Consider the following 15,711-nt stretch of genomic DNA (forward strand, 5'->3'; position numbering starts at 1 on the left):
AGTCATGGCGGACGACCGCCTCATCATCGGCTCCACCACCTTCACCTCCCGGCTGATCATGGGTACGGGCGGGGCGCCCAGCCTCGACGTACTGGAACGTTCCCTGATCGCCTCCGGCACCGAACTCACCACGGTCGCGATGCGCCGCCTGGACCCCGCGGTCCAGGGCTCCGTCCTCTCCGTGCTCGGCTCCCTGGGCATCCGCGTCCTGCCCAACACCGCCGGCTGCTTCACCGCCGGCGAGGCGGTGCTCACCGCGCGCCTCGCCCGTGAGGCGCTCGGCACGGACTGGATCAAGCTGGAGGTGATCGCGGACGAGCACACCCTGCTGCCCGACCCGATCGAGCTGCTCGACGCCGCCGAGACGCTGGTCGACGACGGTTTCACCGTCCTCCCCTACACCAACGACGACCCGGTGCTCGCCCGCAAGCTGGAGGACGTGGGCTGTGCCGCGATCATGCCGCTGGGCTCGCCGATCGGCTCCGGGCTGGGCATCCGCAATCCGCACAACTTCGAGCTGATCGTGGAGCGGGCCCGGGTGCCGGTGATCCTGGACGCGGGCGCGGGCACCGCCTCGGACGCGGCGCTCGCCATGGAGCTGGGCTGCGCCGCCGTGATGCTGGCCTCGGCGGTCACCCGCGCGCAGGAGCCGGTGCTGATGGCCGAGGCGATGCGGCACGCGGTGGAGGCCGGCCGGCTCGCGTACCGCGCGGGCCGGATCCCGCGCCGGCACTTCGCGGAGGCGTCGTCCCCGGTGGAGGGACGGGCGGCCCTGGACCCGGAGCGCCCGGCGTTCCCGGCGACCGGTGCCGGGGTTCCCGGGGACGGTGTCAGGGCCGTGTGACCCGCCACTGTCACGGCTCGGCTGCGGAACAGTGTCCGGTCTGCCCCGGGGCTTCGGGAGTGTCCGCCGCGGATCGTAGACTCGCCGAGTGGACATGACCCTTCAGGACCCCATCGTCGGGCAGGTGCTCGACGGCCGCTACCGCGTCGACGCGCGCATCGCCGTCGGCGGCATGGCCACGGTCTACCGGGCCGTCGACATCCGCCTCGACCGGGTCCTGGCCCTCAAGGTCATGCATCCGGCCCTCGCCACCGACGCCGGCTTCGTGGAGCGCTTCATCCGCGAGGCCAAGTCGGTGGCCCGGCTGGCGCACCCCAATGTGGTCGCCGTCTTCGACCAGGGCGCGGAAGGGGCGTACGTCTATCTGGCGATGGAGTACGTCGCGGGCTGCACCCTCCGTGATGTCCTGCGGGAGCGCGGCGCCCTCCAGCCACGGGCGGCGCTGGACATCCTGGAGCCGGTGCTCGCCGCGCTGGGCGCCGCGCACCGCGCCGGGTTCGTGCACCGTGACATGAAGCCGGAGAACGTCCTCATAGGGGACGACGGACGGGTCAAGGTCGCGGACTTCGGCCTGGTGCGGACGGTGGGCGATGTCACCAGCAGCACCGGGTCCGTGCTCGGCACGGTGTCGTATCTCGCGCCCGAGCAGATCGAGTCCGGCACCTCGGACACCCGGGTCGACGTGTACGCCTGCGGGGTCGTCCTGTACGAAATGCTGACGGGCGCCAAGCCGCACACCGGGGACACCGCCGCCCAGGTGCTGTATCTGCATCTCAACGAGGACGTGCCCGCGCCGTCCGCCGCCGTCCCGGGTCTCGCCGTCGAGCTGGACGCGCTGGTCGCGGCGGCCACCGCCCGCCACCCCGACGCCCGTCCCTATGACGCGGTGGCGCTGCTCGCGCTGGCCCGCGAGGCCCGCACCCGGCTCACCGACGCCCAGCTCGACGCCGTACCGCCGCGGGCCAGGCCCGAGACGGGGGCCGGCGCCGGGGCCGAGGCCCGTACGTCGGTGATCCCCCGCCCCTTCGCCGGACACCCCGAGCGGACGACCTCGGAGCCGCGGCGCGCATCGCCGGTCGAGCACACGAGCGTGCTGGAAATGGCGCCGCAGGACCGCACGCCCCCGCGCTCGCGGGGCCGCCGCGGAGCGGCGCCCCGGCGGGGCATGATCGCGTCGATTGTGGCGGTGCTGCTGGTCCTCGGCGTGGGTTCCGGGGTCTGGTACATCAATTCCGGTCAGTTCACCCGCGTTCCCTCGCTGCTGGGCCAGAGCGAGCAGGAGGCCAGGAGCCGGCTCGCCGACGCGGGGCTCGACGCGAAGGTCACCAGGGACTTCAGCGACACCTTCGCGCGCGGCACGGTGCTGCGCAGCGACCCCGGAGCCCGCGGGCGCGTCCGCGGCGACGGCCCGGTGACCATCGTCGTCTCACGGGGCCCGGAGGTCGTCCGGGTCCCGGATCTCGTGGGCACCTCGCTCGACGACGCCCGGCGTACGCTGAAGGAGACCGGGCTGGCCGCCGGGGTGGTCACGCGGTCGTTCGACGACAATGTGGCGCAGGGCGCGGTGATCAGCTCCGACCCGACGCCCGGCCGCGAGGTACGGCCCGACTCGGGTGTGGCCCTGGTCGTCAGCAAGGGCGGTGCCGTCGAGGTCCAGGACGTGACCGGCGAATCCGTGGACGAGGCGACCGCCGAGCTCGAAGAGTCGGGGCTCAAAGTCAGAATCGCCTCGGACCGGGTGGACTCACCCGAGGAGGAGGGCACCGTGGCTGTGCAGTCTCCGGCCGAGGGATCCCGGCTGGCGCGGGGCGACACCGTCACGCTGACGGTGTCCGGCGGACCGCGGATGGTCTCCGTCCCCGATGTCACGGGGCTGAAGACCAAGGAGGCCAAGAGCGTGCTGGAGGGAGCGGGCTTCCAGGTCGAGGTCGACCGCAGCTTCCCCTTCCTGGACGACCGGGTGTCCGAGCAGTCCGTCGAGGGCGGCGACGAGGCACCGGAGGGCAGCACCATCACCATCAAGACCGAAGGACTCTAGAGACACCATGCGCAACCCCGTCGGCGGCCATGTCCCCGTGGCCGGCGGCCTCGCCACGACCGGCCTGGCCTACGCCCGCGAGCTGGGCGCCGAGACCGTGCAGGTCTTTGTCGCCAACCCCCGGGCCTGGGCGACGTCCGCCGGGAGTCCGGCGCAGGACGAGCTGTTCCGCGCCGAGTGCGCGGCGGCCGGCATCCCGGCCTATGTGCACGCCCCGTACCTGATCAATTTCGGGTCGCACACCGAGGCGACCGCCGAGAGGTCGGTGGAGTCCCTGCGGCACAGCCTGCGCCGGGGCCGGGAGATAGGCGCCCTGGGTGTGGTGGTGCACACCGGCTCGGCTACTGGCGGCCGCACCCGCGAGGTGGCGCTGGCCCAGGTACGGGAGCGGATGCTGCCGCTGCTGGACGAGCTGACCGACGACGACCCGTTCCTGCTGCTGGAGTCCACCGCGGGCCAGGGCTTCTCGCTCTGCTCCAGGACCTGGGACTTCGGTCCGTATTTCGAGGCGCTCGACTCCCATCCGAAGCTGGGCGTCTGCCTGGACACCTGCCATGTCTTCGCGGCCGGGCACGATCTCAGTGGCCCGCACGGCATGCGGCAGACGCTGGATCTGCTGGTGGACACGGTCGGCGAGGGCCGGCTCAAGCTGATCCACGCCAATGACTCCAAGGACGTGGCGGGCGCGCACAAGGACCGGCACGAGAACATCGGCCTGGGCCACATCGGTGAGGAGCCGTTCCGTGAGCTGTTCTCGCATCCGGCGACCGAGGGCGTTCCGCTGGTGATCGAGACACCGGGCGGCAAGGAGGGACATGTGTCGGACGTCGAGCGGCTGAAGAAGCTGCGCGACGGCTGACCGCCGCGCCCACCGGGCCGGGCGGGGCTCAGAGTTCGGGCCCGTCCCCGGGGCCCTCCTGGTAGGAGTAGCGCTGCTCCGCCCAGGGGTCACCGATGTTGTGGTAGCCGCGCTCCTCCCAGAAGCCGCGGCGGTCGGCGGTCATGTACTCGACGCCCCGGACCCATTTCGGCCCCTTCCAGGCATAGAGCTGCGGGACGACGAGACGCACCGGGAAGCCGTGCTCGGCGGTGAGGAGCTCGCCGTCCTTGTGGGTGGCGAAAATCGTACGGTCGGAGACGAAGTCGGCGAGCCGCAGATTGGAGCTGAAGCCGTACTCGGCCCAGACCATGACATGCGTGACGCTCGACGCGGGCGGTGCGAGTTCGGCCACCGTACGGGCGGGCACACCGCCCCATTCGGCCCCCACCATGCTGAATTTCGTCACGCAGTGCAGATCGGCCACCACCGTCGAGAACGCCAGCGCCGAGAATTCCTCGTGGTTCCAGCAGTGCTTGTCACCGTCGGCGGTGGCGCCGAAGACCCGGAACTCCCACCGGTCGGGCTTGAACTTGGGTACGGGCCCGTAATGGGTCACCGGCCAGCCGCGCTGCAGCCGCTGCCCCGGTGGTAGCACGGACTGTTCCGGCTCGTGATATTTCCGGCTTTCCGGCTGACCCATGCCGTCCATGGTGACAGACAGGAAGGGGTGGTCATGACCAGGCCCGATCCAATTCGGTCAATTCATATTAAGCTCGCCCTTACTGGACGGTCAGTGATCACCGTGCGACGATGCGCGCCGTCTGGCCCGTCACTCGCCTGGAAGGAGCGTCGCGATGCAGGGCGACCCCGAGGTCATCGAGTTCCTCAATGAGCAGCTGACCGCCGAGCTGACCGCGATCAATCAGTACTTCCTGCACGCGAAGCTGCAGGAGAACTTCGGCTGGACGAAACTCGCCAAGTACACCCGGGCCGAGTCCTTCGACGAGATGAGACACGCCGAGCTGCTCACCGATCGGATCATCTTCCTGGAGGCCCTGCCGAACTACCAGCGGCTCTTCCATGTACGCGTCGGCCAGACCGTCACCGAGATGTTCCAGGCCGACCGGCAGGTCGAGGTGGAGGCGATCGACCGCCTGAAGCGCGGGATCGATGTCATGCGGGGCAAGGACGACCACACGTCGAAGCGCATCTTCGAGTCGATCCTGGCGGACGAGGAACACCACATCGACTATCTCGACACCCAGCTCGAACTGGTCGAGAAGCTCGGCGAGGCGCTCTATATCGCCCAGGTCATCGAGCAGCCGGAGAGCTGACGCTAAGCGGCTTCACCCAGACCGGGTGCGGGAGCTCCCGCCACCCCGTCCACCGGCGCGCCGAAAGCGGTGCCGGCCTGACCGAGCAGCTCCCGGCGCGGGCAGCCGCCCCGGCCGAGGATCGACTGGATCCGGCGGACGCATGACCCGCAGTCGGTGCCGGCCTTGCTGGCCGAAGCGATCTCGCGCGGAGTGCGGGCACCGGCTTCCGCGTGTTCCCTGACCTGTGTCTCGGTGATGCCGAAGCATGAGCAGATGTACACGCGGTTCACCTCCCGGCAAGGTCATTGGTCGGGCCGCCCGGACTCTCCGGTGAGGCAAACCTAACCTTACCTGTGACCCGCGGTACGCAACAGCCACGGACACGGCGGTGGGGCGCGAATCACATCGATCCGCGCCCCACCGTCGTCTGGCCGCCCGCCCCGCCCCTACTGGTCGCGGTACATCTCGGCGACCAGGAACGCCAGGTCCAGCGACTGACTGCGGTTCAGACGCGGGTCGCACGCCGTCTCGTAGCGCTGGTGCAGATCGTCGACGAAGATCTCGTCGCCGCCGCCCACGCACTCGGTGACATCGTCGCCGGTCAGCTCGACATGGATACCGCCCGGGTGGGTGCCGAGGCCCTTGTGGACCTCGAAGAAGCCCTTCACCTCGTCAAGCACGTCGTCGAAGCGGCGCGTCTTGTGGCCGGACGCCGCCTCGAAGGTGTTGCCGTGCATCGGGTCCGTCACCCAGGCCACCGTGGCACCGGAGGCCGTGACCTTCTCGACCAGCTCGGGCAGCTTGTCCCTGACCTTGTCGGCGCCCATCCGGACGATGAAGGTCAGCCGGCCGGGCTCCCGGTCGGGGTCGAGCCGGTCGATGTAGGTGAGCGCCTCGTCGACGGTCGTGGTCGGGCCGAGCTTGATCCCGATCGGATTGTTGATCTTCGAGGCGAACTCGATGTGCGCGCCGTCGAGCTGGCGGGTGCGCTCACCGATCCAGACCATGTGGCCCGAGACGTCGTACAGCCGTCCCGTCCGCGAGTCGACGCGGGTCAGCGCGGACTCGTAGTCCAGCAGCAGCGCCTCGTGCGAGGAGTAGAACTCGACGGTGCGGAACTCCGCCGGGTCGGTGCCCGCGGCCTTCATGAAGTTCAGCGCGTTGTCGATCTCACGCGCGAGCTGCTCGTAGCGCTGGCCGGACGGGGACGACTTCACGAAGTCCTGATTCCAGGCGTGCACCTGGCGCAGATCGGCGTAACCGCCGGTGGTGAAGGCGCGGACCAGATTGAGCGTCGCGGCGGACGCGTTGTACATCCGCTTGAGCCGCTCCGGATCCGGGATCCGGTCCTTCTCGTTGAAGGCGAAGCCATTGACGGAGTCGCCGCGGTACGTCGGCAGCGTCACACCGCCGCGCGTCTCGGTCCCCTTGGAACGCGGCTTGGAGTACTGGCCCGCGATCCGGCCGACCTTCACCACGGGCACGGAAGCGGCGTAGGTGAGCACCGCGCCCATCTGGAGCAGCGTCTTCAGCTTGTTGCGGATCTGGTCCGCGGAGACGGCGTCGAATGCCTCGGCGCAGTCGCCGCCCTGCAACAGGAACGCCTCGCCCTTGGCGACGGCTCCCATCCGGGCGCGTAGCTGATCGCACTCGCCCGCGAACACGAGCGGCGGATACGACTTCAGCTCGGCCACGACCTCGCGCAGGGCTTCCTGGTCCGGATACTCCGGCTGCTGGGCAGCGGGAAGACCTTGCCAGGAGGGCACATGGGCGGCGGGGTTCTCAGCGTTCACTGTCACGGCTCCAGATTACGTGGTCGCGGGCTGTGTCACGGGCAGCGCTCACAGTGTGGAACATCCGGCACCCCCGGAACCCGTTAACCGCCCGCCCCGGGTCGTAACCGGGCAAGCCGGCACCGGATGCGCTAAGGTGCCTCGCATGTTCGCGCATTCGAATCAGACCTGGTGGTGGACCGCTCGTCCGGCGGCCCACTGATTCACCGCGCGCACCACGAACCGCGAAGGCCGCCCGAGGGGCGGCCTTCTGTGTTCTCCGGGCCCGGACCGGAGAGACGGGCCGTTCCTCCCATCGGAAGGAACACCTCAGATGCCCGACCTGCCGCTCGACGGACTCGTCCGCCGGCTCCTCGACGACGACTGCCCGCCCTTCGCCCTGCTGCGCAGGCGCACACCCGGCCGGGACCACAACACCGTGGAACTCCTGATCGGCTCCGTGCACGAGACCGCTCTGCTCGCCGGCCTCCCCGCCGGGGACCGGCCCTCGCTCGCCCTGGTGCCGTTCCGCCAGATCAGGGAGCGCGGCTTCGACGCGCGGGACGATGGGACGCCGCTGTCCGTACTGGTCGCGGACGAGACCTACGAACTCCCCCTCGGCGAGGTGCTCGACCGGCTGCCCGCCCATGACGTACGGGTCGAGGACGGCGCCTTCGACATCGACGACGAACGGTACGCGGAGATCGTCCGACGGGTCGTCGAGGACGAGATCGGCCGGGGCGAAGGCGCGAACTTCGTGATCCGGCGGACCTTCGAGGGCCGCATCCCCGGCTTCGGCCGCGCCGACGCCCTCGCGCTCTTCCGGCGGCTGCTCGCCGGTGAACGGGGCGCGTACTGGACCTTCGTCGTGCACACCGGCGAGCGCACCCTTGTCGGGGCCAGCCCCGAGGTCCATGTCCGGATGAGCGGCGGAACCGTCGTGATGAACCCGATCAGCGGGACCTACCGCTATCCGCCGGAAGGGCCGACCCCGGAAGGGCTGCTCGCCTTCCTCGGCGACCGCAAGGAGACCGAGGAACTCTCCATGGTGGTCGACGAAGAACTGAAGATGATGTGCACCGTCGGCGACCGCGGCGGCGTGGTGATCGGTCCCCGGCTCAAGGAGATGGCACATCTCGCCCACACCGAGTACGAACTGCGCGGCCGGTCCTCGCTCGATGTGCGCGAGGTCCTCAAGGAGACGATGTTCGCGGCGACGGTCACCGGCTCGCCCGTCCAGAACGCCTGCCGGGTCATCGAGCGCCATGAGACCGGCGGGCGCGGCTACTACGCGGGCGCGCTCGCGCTCATCGGGCGGGACGCCGGCGGCGCGGGGACCCTCGACTCCCCCATCCTGATCCGCACCGCCGACATCGACCGCGAGGGCGGGCTGCGGGTGGCGGTCGGAGCGACGCTCGTACGCCACTCGGACCCGGCGGGCGAGGTCGCCGAGACCCATGCGAAGGCGGCGGGGGTGCTGGCGGCGCTGGGGGTGCGGCCGGGACGCCCGCGCGACGAGTCCGGACGGCCGCGGCTCGCCGACGACCCACGGGTGCGGGCCGCGCTGGACGCCCGGCGGGCGGGCCTGGCGCCGTTCTGGCTGAAGATGCGCAGCGGGCCCGCGACCCTCACCGGGCACGCCCTGGTCGTCGACGGCGAGGACACCTTCACCGCGATGCTCGGTCATCTGCTGCGCTCCTGCGGCCTGGAGGTGACGGTACGGCGCTACGACGAACCGGGCCTGCGCCGGGCCGTGCTGGCGCACCCGGGCCCGGTGGTGCTCGGGCCGGGCCCCGGCGATCCGGCGGACGCCGCCGATCCCAAGATGCGGCTGCTGCGCGGGCTCGCCGCGAAGCTGATCCGGGCCCGGCGGCACGGCCTGCTCGGGGTCTGTCTCGGCCATGAGCTGATCGCTGTGGAGCTGGGCCTGGAGACCGTACGCAAACGCCTCCCGTACCAGGGCGCGCAGACCGGGATCAGTCTCTTCGGCCGGGAGGAGACGGTCGGCTTCTACAACAGCTACACCGCGCGCTGCGACGAGGCGACGGCCGCCGAACTGGCCGCGCACGGCATCGAGGTGAGCCGTGACGCGGAGAGCGGCGAGGTGCACGCGCTCCGGGGAGGAGGCTTCGCCTCGGTGCAGTTCCACCCCGAGTCCGTACTCACCCTGAACGGTCCGGCGATCGTCTCCGAGCTGCTCACCGAGGTGCTGCGCACGGGCGCGGAGGGCGCGCGCGTCGGCCAGGGCTGAGCGCGGCCGGCGGAGCCGGGGCGCCGCCGCCCCGGCTCTGCCGGAGACCCCGGTCTCGCCGGTGGCGAAGGTCTCGCTGCCCCGGCGCGAGGAGGCTCAGACGTCGTCGAGGCCGCGCTCGATGGCATAGCGCACCAGCTCGACGCGGTTGTGCAGTTGCAGCTTGCCGAGGGTGTTCTGCACGTGGTTCTGCACGGTGCGGTGCGAGATGACCAGGCGCTCGGCGATCTGCTTGTACGAGAGCCCCTTGGCGACCAGCCGCAGCACCTCCGTCTCCCGCTCGGTGAGCTCCGGCGCGCCGGGCTCGCCGGAGGCGGCCGGCGCGGGCTCCGAGGCGAGCCGGCGATACTCCCCCAGCACCAGCCCCGCGAGACCCGGGGTGAAGACGGGGTCACCGGCGGCCGTCCGGCGCACGGCGTCGATCAGCTCCTCCGTACTGGCCGACTTGAGCAGATAGCCGGTGGCGCCGGACTTCACCGCCTCCAGGACATCGGCGTGCTCCCCGCTGGCGGAGAGCACCAGGACCCGCAGTCCGGGATACGGACCGACCAGCTCCTTGCAGACCTGAACCCCGGGCATACCGGGCAGGTTGAGGTCGAGGACAAGCACCGCCGGGAGAGTGGCCTTCGCCCGGCGCACCGCCTGGTGGCCGTCTCCCGCCGTCGCCACCACCTCGAAACCGGCCGCGTCCAGATCACGGGCGACGGCGTCCCGCCACATCGGATGGTCGTCGACCACCATCACCCTGATCGGCTGCCGCGTCTCCACCGCGCCCCGCTCGCTCATCGCGCCGCCTTCCCCCGTCCCCGTGGAACCTTCAATTCGACTTCCGTACCCTGCCCCGGCACCGAGACCAGCTCCGCCGTGCCGCCCAACTCCCGCAGCCGGCCACGGATCGAGAGGGCGACGCCAAGGCGTCCCTCCCCCTCGGCTTGGGCCAGCCGCCCCTCGGGGATGCCCGGCCCGTCGTCCCGGACGGTCACGATCACTTCCTCCGGCCAGTCCTCGACCAGGATCCAGGCGCGGGCGCCGGCTCCCGCGTGTCTGCCGACATTGTCCAGGGCGGCACTGACAGCCGCCGCCAGCTCACCGGCCGCCCCGGGGTCGAGCAGCACGGGGGCGCCGGGCTCCGCGAAGGTGACCTTCGAGCCGGCGTACGGCGCGAGGAGCGAACGCAGATCGCACAACTCCGGCCGCTCCGGCGGCTTCTCGCCACCGCCGGCGGCCCCGGGCCCCCGCGCGGCGTCCTCCGACGCGCGAGTCGCGGGCACCAGCCCGCTGGAAACGAGGGTCCGCAGCGCGACCTCCTGCTCGCCCGCCATCCGCCCGAGCTCCGCGGCCTCGCCGCCCAGCGCCGTACCGCGCCGCTGCACCATCGCCAGCACCTGGAGCACGCTGTCATGGATGTCGCGGGCCAGCCGCTCGCGCTCCCGCGTCGCGGCCTCGATCTCCAGGGCGCGGGCGAGCGTGCGCTCGGAGGCGCGCGCGACCTCGACGACATAACCGATGGCGATGGAGGCGACCCAGACGAGCAGCACATTGTGGAAGGTGTCCCGGCTGGGGTGGGCGCGCTCGACGAGATTGGCCACGGCCACGAACGACGAGGCGACACAGGCCCAGCGCCAGCCGCCCTTGACGGCGAAGGCGAGGACCGAGCCCGCGGTCCATATCGACGGCAGGGTGGGTTCGTCGATCTGCTGGGCGTGGGCGTCGGCCAGCGGGGTGAGCAGAATCCCGGTGAGGGCCACGGTGAGATCGGCGACCAGGAAACGCCTGGTGCAGCTCTCGGCGTTGGCCACTCTGGGGAGCGTGGCCAGGGTCCAGACGGCCAGGACCGCCAGGAACCCGGCGGCGACCCAGGGCCGCTCGAAGCGCTGCCGCTCGTAGACGAAGAGGAGGACCGCGTACACCATCGTCAGCAGGCGGTAGGCGCTCAACGCGCGCCACAGCGGCTGCTCGACGGACATCCTCATCGGCACGCGGCCCCCCTTTTTTGTGGCTCCTACTCGCCGGCCGGCCCCGCCGCCCTGGCCGCTTCGGCCAACTGCCGCTTGGCCGCGGTCGCGTAGATGTCCACGTACTCCTGGCCCGAGAGTTTCATGATCTCGTACATGACCTCGTCGGTCACCGACCGCAGAATGAAGCGGTCGCCCTCCATGCCCTGGTAGCGGCTGAAGTCCAGCGGCTTGCCGATCCTGATCCCCGGGCGCATCAGCTTGGGCATGACCTTGCCGGGCGGCTGGATCTTCTCGGTGTCGATCATGGCGACCGGAATGACCGGTGCGCCCGAGCCGAGCGCCACACGTGCCAGGCCGCCGGGCTTGCCGCGGTAGAGACGGCCGTCGGGCGAGCGGGTGCCCTCCGGATAGATACCGAAGAGCTCACCGCTCTCCAGGACCTTTATCCCGCTGTTGATCGCCGCCTCGCCCGCGCCCCGGGCGCCGGAGCGGTCCACCGGAAGCTGCCCTACGCCCTTGAAGAAGGCCGCGGTGAGCTTGCCCTTGAGACCCGGCGAGGTGAAGTACTCGGCCTTGGCGATAAAGGTGACCTTGCGGTCGAGCACGGCCGGAAGGAAGAACGAGTCCGAGAACGACAGGTGGTTGCTCGCGAGGATCGCAGGCCCCTCGGCGGGAATGTTCTCGAGGCCCTCCACCCAGGGTCTGAAGGCAAGCTTCAAGGACCCGCCGATGGAGAACTTCATTGCGCCGTAGATCAACTCGGATGCCTCCTGTGTGCCGTCGGACAGACCTTAACGCGTGGGTGGCCTGTCCTCTCCTTCATGGGGACCGACGGACCTGGTCGGTGTCGGTCCGGTCGCGTACGGTGAAGTACACCTTCCGAGCCTCACGAACAGGAGACCCCCGGTGCCGGTCCTTCCCGGAGCCGAGCCGTACCGCCATGAGGGCGGCGAGGTCGGCGTCCTTCTCTGTCACGGATTCACCGGTTCCCCGCAGTCGCTGCGTCCATGGGCCGAATATCTGGCCGCGCGCGGACTGACCGTCTCCCTGCCCCTGCTGCCCGGTCATGGCACGCGCTGGCAGGACTTGCAGCTCACCGGCTGGCAGGACTGGTACGCGGAGGTGGACCGGGCGCTGCGGGACCTGCTGGAGCGGTGCGGCCAGGTCTTCGTCCTGGGGCTCTCGATGGGCGGGGCGCTGGCGCTGCGGCTCGCCGCGAAGCACGGCCCGGCGATCACCGGGGTCGTCGTGGTCAACCCGGCGGTCAAGGTGCACGGAGCGGTCGCCCACGCCCTTCCGGTCGTCCGCCATCTGGTACCCAGCACCAGGGGGCTGACGAACGACATCGCCAAGGAGGGCCACGCGGAGCTGGGCTACGACCGGGTGCCGCTGCACGCCGCCCACTCCCTGCGGAATTTCTTCCGGCTGGTGGACGGGGCGCTGCCTCAGGTCACCCAGCCGCTGCTGCTGTTGCGCAGCCCGCAGGACCATGTGGTGCCGCCGGCGGACTCGGCCCGGGTCCTCAGTCGTGTCTCCTCGACGGATGTCCGGGAGATCCTGCTGGAACAGAGCTACCACGTGGCGACGTTGGACCATGACGCGGAGCGGATTTTCGAGGAGAGTCACGCGTTCATGAGCCGGCTCGCTCCGAGTGTCGGGAAGAAGGGGAGCACTACCGGTGGCTGAGCATGACGCGGACCGTGAGCCGCAGCCGATCGACGAGGACGCGGCCTGGGCGGCGATCGTGGCCGGGTACGGCGAGGAGCCGGCGGATCCGCCGGGCGCCAAGCCGTTCAAGTCGGTCGAGGGTCTCGCCGTGCTGGAGAGCGAGCGGAACAGGTCCGGGCCGGACCCGGAGCCCGCGGCTCCGGAGAAGGAGCCGGAGGATCCGAAGCCCGCGCTGGGCGGCTCGGTGGTCTTCGCGCCCGGTGTCGGGGGCCCGCGCGACTATCAGGTGGCCGAGCCCCAGGAGGATGACCTCGACGACGGTGACGAGGGACATTTCGTCCCGCCGGAGCCGCCGCCGCTGCCGGAATCCGATGTGACGGCGAAGTTCGCCTGGCTCGCGGTGGTCGGCGGCCCGGTGCTGATGCTGGTCGCCGTCCTGCTCCAGTGGGACATGACCTGGTGGCTGACCACCATCTGTATCGGCGGCTTCCTGGGGGGCTTCGCCACCCTGGTGGCGCGGATGCGGCACGGCGACGAGGAGGACGACGACCCGGGCCGCGGCGCCGTCGTCTGACCCCGCGGGGTCCCTGAGCCGGTCACGGCTTCAGGACGCCGGCACCCGGAGGGCGGCCAGCACCGGAAGGTGATCGGTGGCCGCCCTCAGATCGTCCCCGGTCAGACCGGGCACGTCCCTCGGCACCCCGCAGCCGAGGACTTCGACGCCCTCGGTGGCGAAGACGGCGTCGATGCGCTGACGCGGGTCCGCGGGCGTCGAGGTGTACTCGTCGCCCCACGGCCGGACCGCCCAGCAGTCCTGGAGCTCCCCGGCCAGCAGCCGGAAACCGGGCCCGGCCGGGCCCTCGTTGATGTCACCGGCCGCGATCGCGTGGGGCACGTCCATCGCCTTGAGCCGGTCGAGCACCATCCCCGCCTGCGCGTACCGCTCGTCGCTCCGCAGGCTCAGATGGCAGCTCAGCAGCCCGAGCCGGGCCCGCCCGATCCGTACCACCGCCGTGGCGAAACCGCGCCGGTGCAGCCCCGGAGTGAGCGGCAGCAGGATGTCCTCGGTCCGCTCGACCGTGGTGCGCAACGAGCAGAGCAGCAGCGGTCCGGACGCGGTGGCACCGCCGCTGAGCACCACCAGACCGGTGTGGGCGGCCAGCCAGGCCGCGCGCTTGCGCCAGCGGAAGAAGCGGGGCGCCTCCTGGATGAAGACGAGGTCGGGTGCGCACGCCCGGATCACCCGGGCCAGCGCCTCCCGGTCGTCGCGCATCGAGCGGACGTTGTAGCTGAGGACCCGGATCACCGCCGAACCGTCCGGCTCGGTACGGGAGTCGGGCAGCGTGGGCTTCACCATTCCCCACACGATACGTGAGGGGGCGACGGCGCCACGAGCCGACACCGGGGTGCCCGGAGACGGCTGTGCCCGCCGGTCCCCGGGCGGGGCACGGCGGGCACAGTCGCGCTGGATCAGCCCTGTCTCGCCAGGTCCGCCGCGCCCACCAGCCCTGCCTCGCCGCCCAGTTGAGCGGCGAGCACCTGGGCGTGCGGGCGCCACTCGCCGCCGATCAGCCAGCGCCGGAAGGACTTGCGGATCGGGTCGAGGACCAGCTCGCCCTCGTCCGAGACGCCGCCGCCGACGATGAACGCCGACGGGTCGAAGAGCGAAGCCAGGTCCGCGAGACCGGCGCCCGCCCAACGGGCCAGCTCACGGAAGGAGTCCACGGCCACCGGGTCACCGGCGCGGGCCGCGGCGCTGACATGACGGCCCTCGATGGCTTCCGGTGTGCCGTCGCCGAGACCGAGCAGGATCTCGGCGTTCTCCGGCGTCGCGTGGGCGCGCTGCCTCGCGTACCGGACGAGGGCGCGCCCGGACGCGTACTGCTCCCAGCAGCCCTGGCTGCCGCAGCCGCACAGCAGACCGTCGGGCACGACCCGGATGTGCCCGAACTCGGCCGCCACACCGAAGCGTCCGCGCCGCAGCTTGTTGCCGATGATGATGCCGCCGCCCAGGCCCGTGCCCAGGGTGATGCAGATGACGTCGTCGTGGCCCTGCCCGGCCCCGAACTTGTACTCCCCCCACGCGGCGGCGTTGGCGTCGTTCTCCACGACGACCGGCAGGCCGACCCGCTGCTCGACCTTGTCCTTGAGCGGCTCGTGCCGCCAGTTGATGTTCGGCGCGAAGAGGACGGTGGCGCGCTTGTCGTCGACGTAGCCGGCGGCGCCGATGCCGACCGCCTCGATCTGGTGCCCCTCGCCGGCACCGGAGACAGCCGCGCAGATCGCGTCGACGATGCCTTCGGAGGTCGGCGGGGTGGGCACCTTGTGCGTCTCCAGGATGGCGCCCTCTTCGTCGACCACGCCGGCCGCGATCTTCGTGCCGCCGATGTCGACGCCGATGGTGAGTCCCATGTGTCCCTCAGTTTTCGGTCGAGCCCCGCTATGGGCAACCGTACCCGAGGGCGGGCACCCGCCTGTCAGTCCAGGTCGATGTGACCGCCCGGACCAGGTCCTTCGTCCCTGGGGTCCGTGGGGTCGTCGGACTTCTCCGTGTCGTGTGCGGCGTCCGTGGCACGGGTCGAGGGAGCCGGGCCCCGGGTCCAGCGGGTCTCCTGGCCCTCGACGGCGGAGCGGTACGCGGCGAGCAGTTCGTTCCCGGCCGCGGCGAGATGGTCGAAGACTCCGGGATTGCGCTCGATCACCGGCTCGACGGCCGCCTTGGCCTGGTTGATGAGCTGCTGTACGGCGCCCTGCGCGGCCATGCCCAGCAGCGGGTTCTGGAGCGAGGACACCTTGTCGGCGACGGCGTCGACGAGCTTGCGCAGCTCTTCGGCGGCGGAGGCGGGCGGGGGCCCGTAGGTGGCATGGCGGCGCAGCTTCTCCGCTTCGAGGTCCTCGGCGCACGCCGTGGCCCAGGCGTCCGAGTCTGCGGCGGGGCGCTCGGTGGCTTCGCTCATGGGATGCTCCTGCGCGTCAGGGACAGGTCCGTCCGCCATGGCCAGCGAAACGGTTCTTTATCTCGACGGTACCCGAACGGTGCCGCT

17 protein-coding genes are annotated in these 15,711 nt (G+C 71.1%); 8 read left to right on the forward strand and 9 right to left on the reverse strand.

Features of this window, described 5'->3' with window-relative positions; all coding sequences use genetic code 11:
* The first annotated feature begins 4 nt into the window (after window positions 1–4).
* The 3 genes from ABZ707_RS01365 to ABZ707_RS01375 all read left to right on the forward strand — a co-directional run bounded on the left by ABZ707_RS01365 (window position 5) and on the right by ABZ707_RS01375 (window position 3,741).
* Window positions 5–844, forward strand: a complete 840-nt coding sequence (locus ABZ707_RS01365; RefSeq protein ID WP_360165814.1) for a thiazole synthase — start codon at window positions 5–7, stop codon at window positions 842–844.
* 88 nt (window positions 845–932) lie between these two features.
* Window positions 933–2,882, forward strand: a complete 1,950-nt coding sequence (pknB, locus tag ABZ707_RS01370; protein ID WP_360165817.1) for a Stk1 family PASTA domain-containing Ser/Thr kinase — start codon at window positions 933–935, stop codon at window positions 2,880–2,882.
* A gap of 7 nt (window positions 2,883–2,889) precedes the next feature.
* Window positions 2,890–3,741: a deoxyribonuclease IV gene (locus ABZ707_RS01375; RefSeq protein ID WP_360165820.1), complete on the forward strand. Its 852-nt coding sequence runs from the start codon at window positions 2,890–2,892 to the stop codon at window positions 3,739–3,741.
* Between the two features lie 28 nt (window positions 3,742–3,769).
* Here ABZ707_RS01375 and ABZ707_RS01380 read toward each other — a convergent pair whose 3' ends face one another.
* Window positions 3,770–4,402 (reverse strand): sulfite oxidase-like oxidoreductase, encoded by a 633-nt coding sequence (locus tag ABZ707_RS01380; RefSeq protein ID WP_360165823.1) that lies wholly within the window; start codon window positions 4,400–4,402, stop codon window positions 3,770–3,772.
* Window positions 4,403–4,556: 154 nt separating this feature from the next.
* Here ABZ707_RS01380 and bfr point away from each other — a divergent pair, with 154 nt between their 5' ends.
* Window positions 4,557–5,036 (forward strand): bacterioferritin, encoded by a 480-nt coding sequence (gene bfr, locus ABZ707_RS01385; protein ID WP_360165826.1) that lies wholly within the window; start codon window positions 4,557–4,559, stop codon window positions 5,034–5,036.
* Between the two features lie 2 nt (window positions 5,037–5,038).
* On the opposite strand, the gene ABZ707_RS01390 is transcribed toward bfr, so the two are convergent.
* Both ABZ707_RS01390 and ABZ707_RS01395 read right to left on the reverse strand, forming a co-directional pair.
* On the reverse strand, window positions 5,039–5,308 hold the full coding sequence (locus ABZ707_RS01390; RefSeq protein ID WP_360165829.1) for a (2Fe-2S)-binding protein: 270 nt from the start codon (window positions 5,306–5,308) through the stop codon (window positions 5,039–5,041).
* Between the two features lie 156 nt (window positions 5,309–5,464).
* Window positions 5,465–6,817, reverse strand: coding sequence for a class II 3-deoxy-7-phosphoheptulonate synthase (locus ABZ707_RS01395; RefSeq protein ID WP_360165832.1), 1,353 nt, complete (start codon window positions 6,815–6,817; stop codon window positions 5,465–5,467).
* A gap of 139 nt (window positions 6,818–6,956) precedes the next feature.
* On the opposite strand from ABZ707_RS01395, the gene ABZ707_RS01400 reads away from it, so the two are divergent.
* Window positions 6,957–7,013: a trp operon leader peptide gene (locus ABZ707_RS01400; protein ID WP_360166934.1), complete on the forward strand. Its 57-nt coding sequence runs from the start codon at window positions 6,957–6,959 to the stop codon at window positions 7,011–7,013.
* Window positions 7,014–7,124: 111 nt separating this feature from the next.
* A complete protein-coding gene (locus ABZ707_RS01405) occupies window positions 7,125–9,041 on the forward strand; it encodes an anthranilate synthase family protein (RefSeq protein WP_360165835.1) in 1,917 nt (638 codons plus the stop codon).
* A 96-nt stretch (window positions 9,042–9,137) separates the two neighbouring features.
* Here ABZ707_RS01405 and ABZ707_RS01410 read toward each other — a convergent pair whose 3' ends face one another.
* The 3 genes from ABZ707_RS01410 to ABZ707_RS01420 are packed head-to-tail and all read right to left on the reverse strand — an operon-like array spanning window position 9,138 to window position 11,757.
* The gene (locus ABZ707_RS01410; protein WP_360165838.1) at window positions 9,138–9,827 is read right to left on the reverse strand and encodes a response regulator transcription factor; all 690 of its coding nucleotides are present in this window, start codon (window positions 9,825–9,827) and stop codon (window positions 9,138–9,140) included.
* Window positions 9,824–11,014 (reverse strand): DUF5931 domain-containing protein, encoded by a 1,191-nt coding sequence (locus tag ABZ707_RS01415; protein WP_360166937.1) that lies wholly within the window; start codon window positions 11,012–11,014, stop codon window positions 9,824–9,826. Before ABZ707_RS01415 ends, ABZ707_RS01410 begins: the two co-directional genes overlap by 4 nt.
* Window positions 11,015–11,043: 29 nt before the next feature.
* Window positions 11,044–11,757: a lysophospholipid acyltransferase family protein gene (locus ABZ707_RS01420; RefSeq protein ID WP_360165841.1), complete on the reverse strand. Its 714-nt coding sequence runs from the start codon at window positions 11,755–11,757 to the stop codon at window positions 11,044–11,046.
* Window positions 11,758–11,905: 148 nt separating this feature from the next.
* Between ABZ707_RS01420 and ABZ707_RS01425 the strand changes: the two genes are divergently transcribed.
* Both ABZ707_RS01425 and ABZ707_RS01430 read left to right on the forward strand, forming a co-directional pair.
* Entirely contained in the window at window positions 11,906–12,685 is a 780-nt protein-coding gene (locus ABZ707_RS01425; protein WP_360165844.1) for an alpha/beta fold hydrolase, read from the forward strand.
* Window positions 12,678–13,241 (forward strand): hypothetical protein, encoded by a 564-nt coding sequence (locus ABZ707_RS01430; RefSeq protein ID WP_360165847.1) that lies wholly within the window; start codon window positions 12,678–12,680, stop codon window positions 13,239–13,241. The genes ABZ707_RS01425 and ABZ707_RS01430 overlap by 8 nt, the downstream gene beginning before the upstream one ends.
* 30 nt (window positions 13,242–13,271) lie before the next feature.
* Here the strand turns inward: ABZ707_RS01430 and ABZ707_RS01435 are convergent, their stop codons facing one another.
* The 3 genes from ABZ707_RS01435 to ABZ707_RS01445 all read right to left on the reverse strand — a co-directional run bounded on the left by ABZ707_RS01435 (window position 13,272) and on the right by ABZ707_RS01445 (window position 15,624).
* Entirely contained in the window at window positions 13,272–14,024 is a 753-nt protein-coding gene (locus ABZ707_RS01435) for an endonuclease/exonuclease/phosphatase family protein (protein ID WP_360165850.1), read from the reverse strand.
* 113 nt (window positions 14,025–14,137) lie between these two features.
* Window positions 14,138–15,079 (reverse strand): ROK family glucokinase, encoded by a 942-nt coding sequence (locus ABZ707_RS01440; protein ID WP_360165853.1) that lies wholly within the window; start codon window positions 15,077–15,079, stop codon window positions 14,138–14,140.
* A 65-nt stretch (window positions 15,080–15,144) separates the two neighbouring features.
* On the reverse strand, window positions 15,145–15,624 hold the full coding sequence (locus ABZ707_RS01445) for a DUF5304 domain-containing protein (protein WP_360165856.1): 480 nt from the start codon (window positions 15,622–15,624) through the stop codon (window positions 15,145–15,147).
* Window positions 15,625–15,711 lie beyond the last annotated feature (87 nt).

The organism is Streptomyces sp. NPDC006923 (assembly GCF_040635655.1).
Taxonomy (GTDB): domain Bacteria; phylum Actinomycetota; class Actinomycetes; order Streptomycetales; family Streptomycetaceae; genus Streptomyces.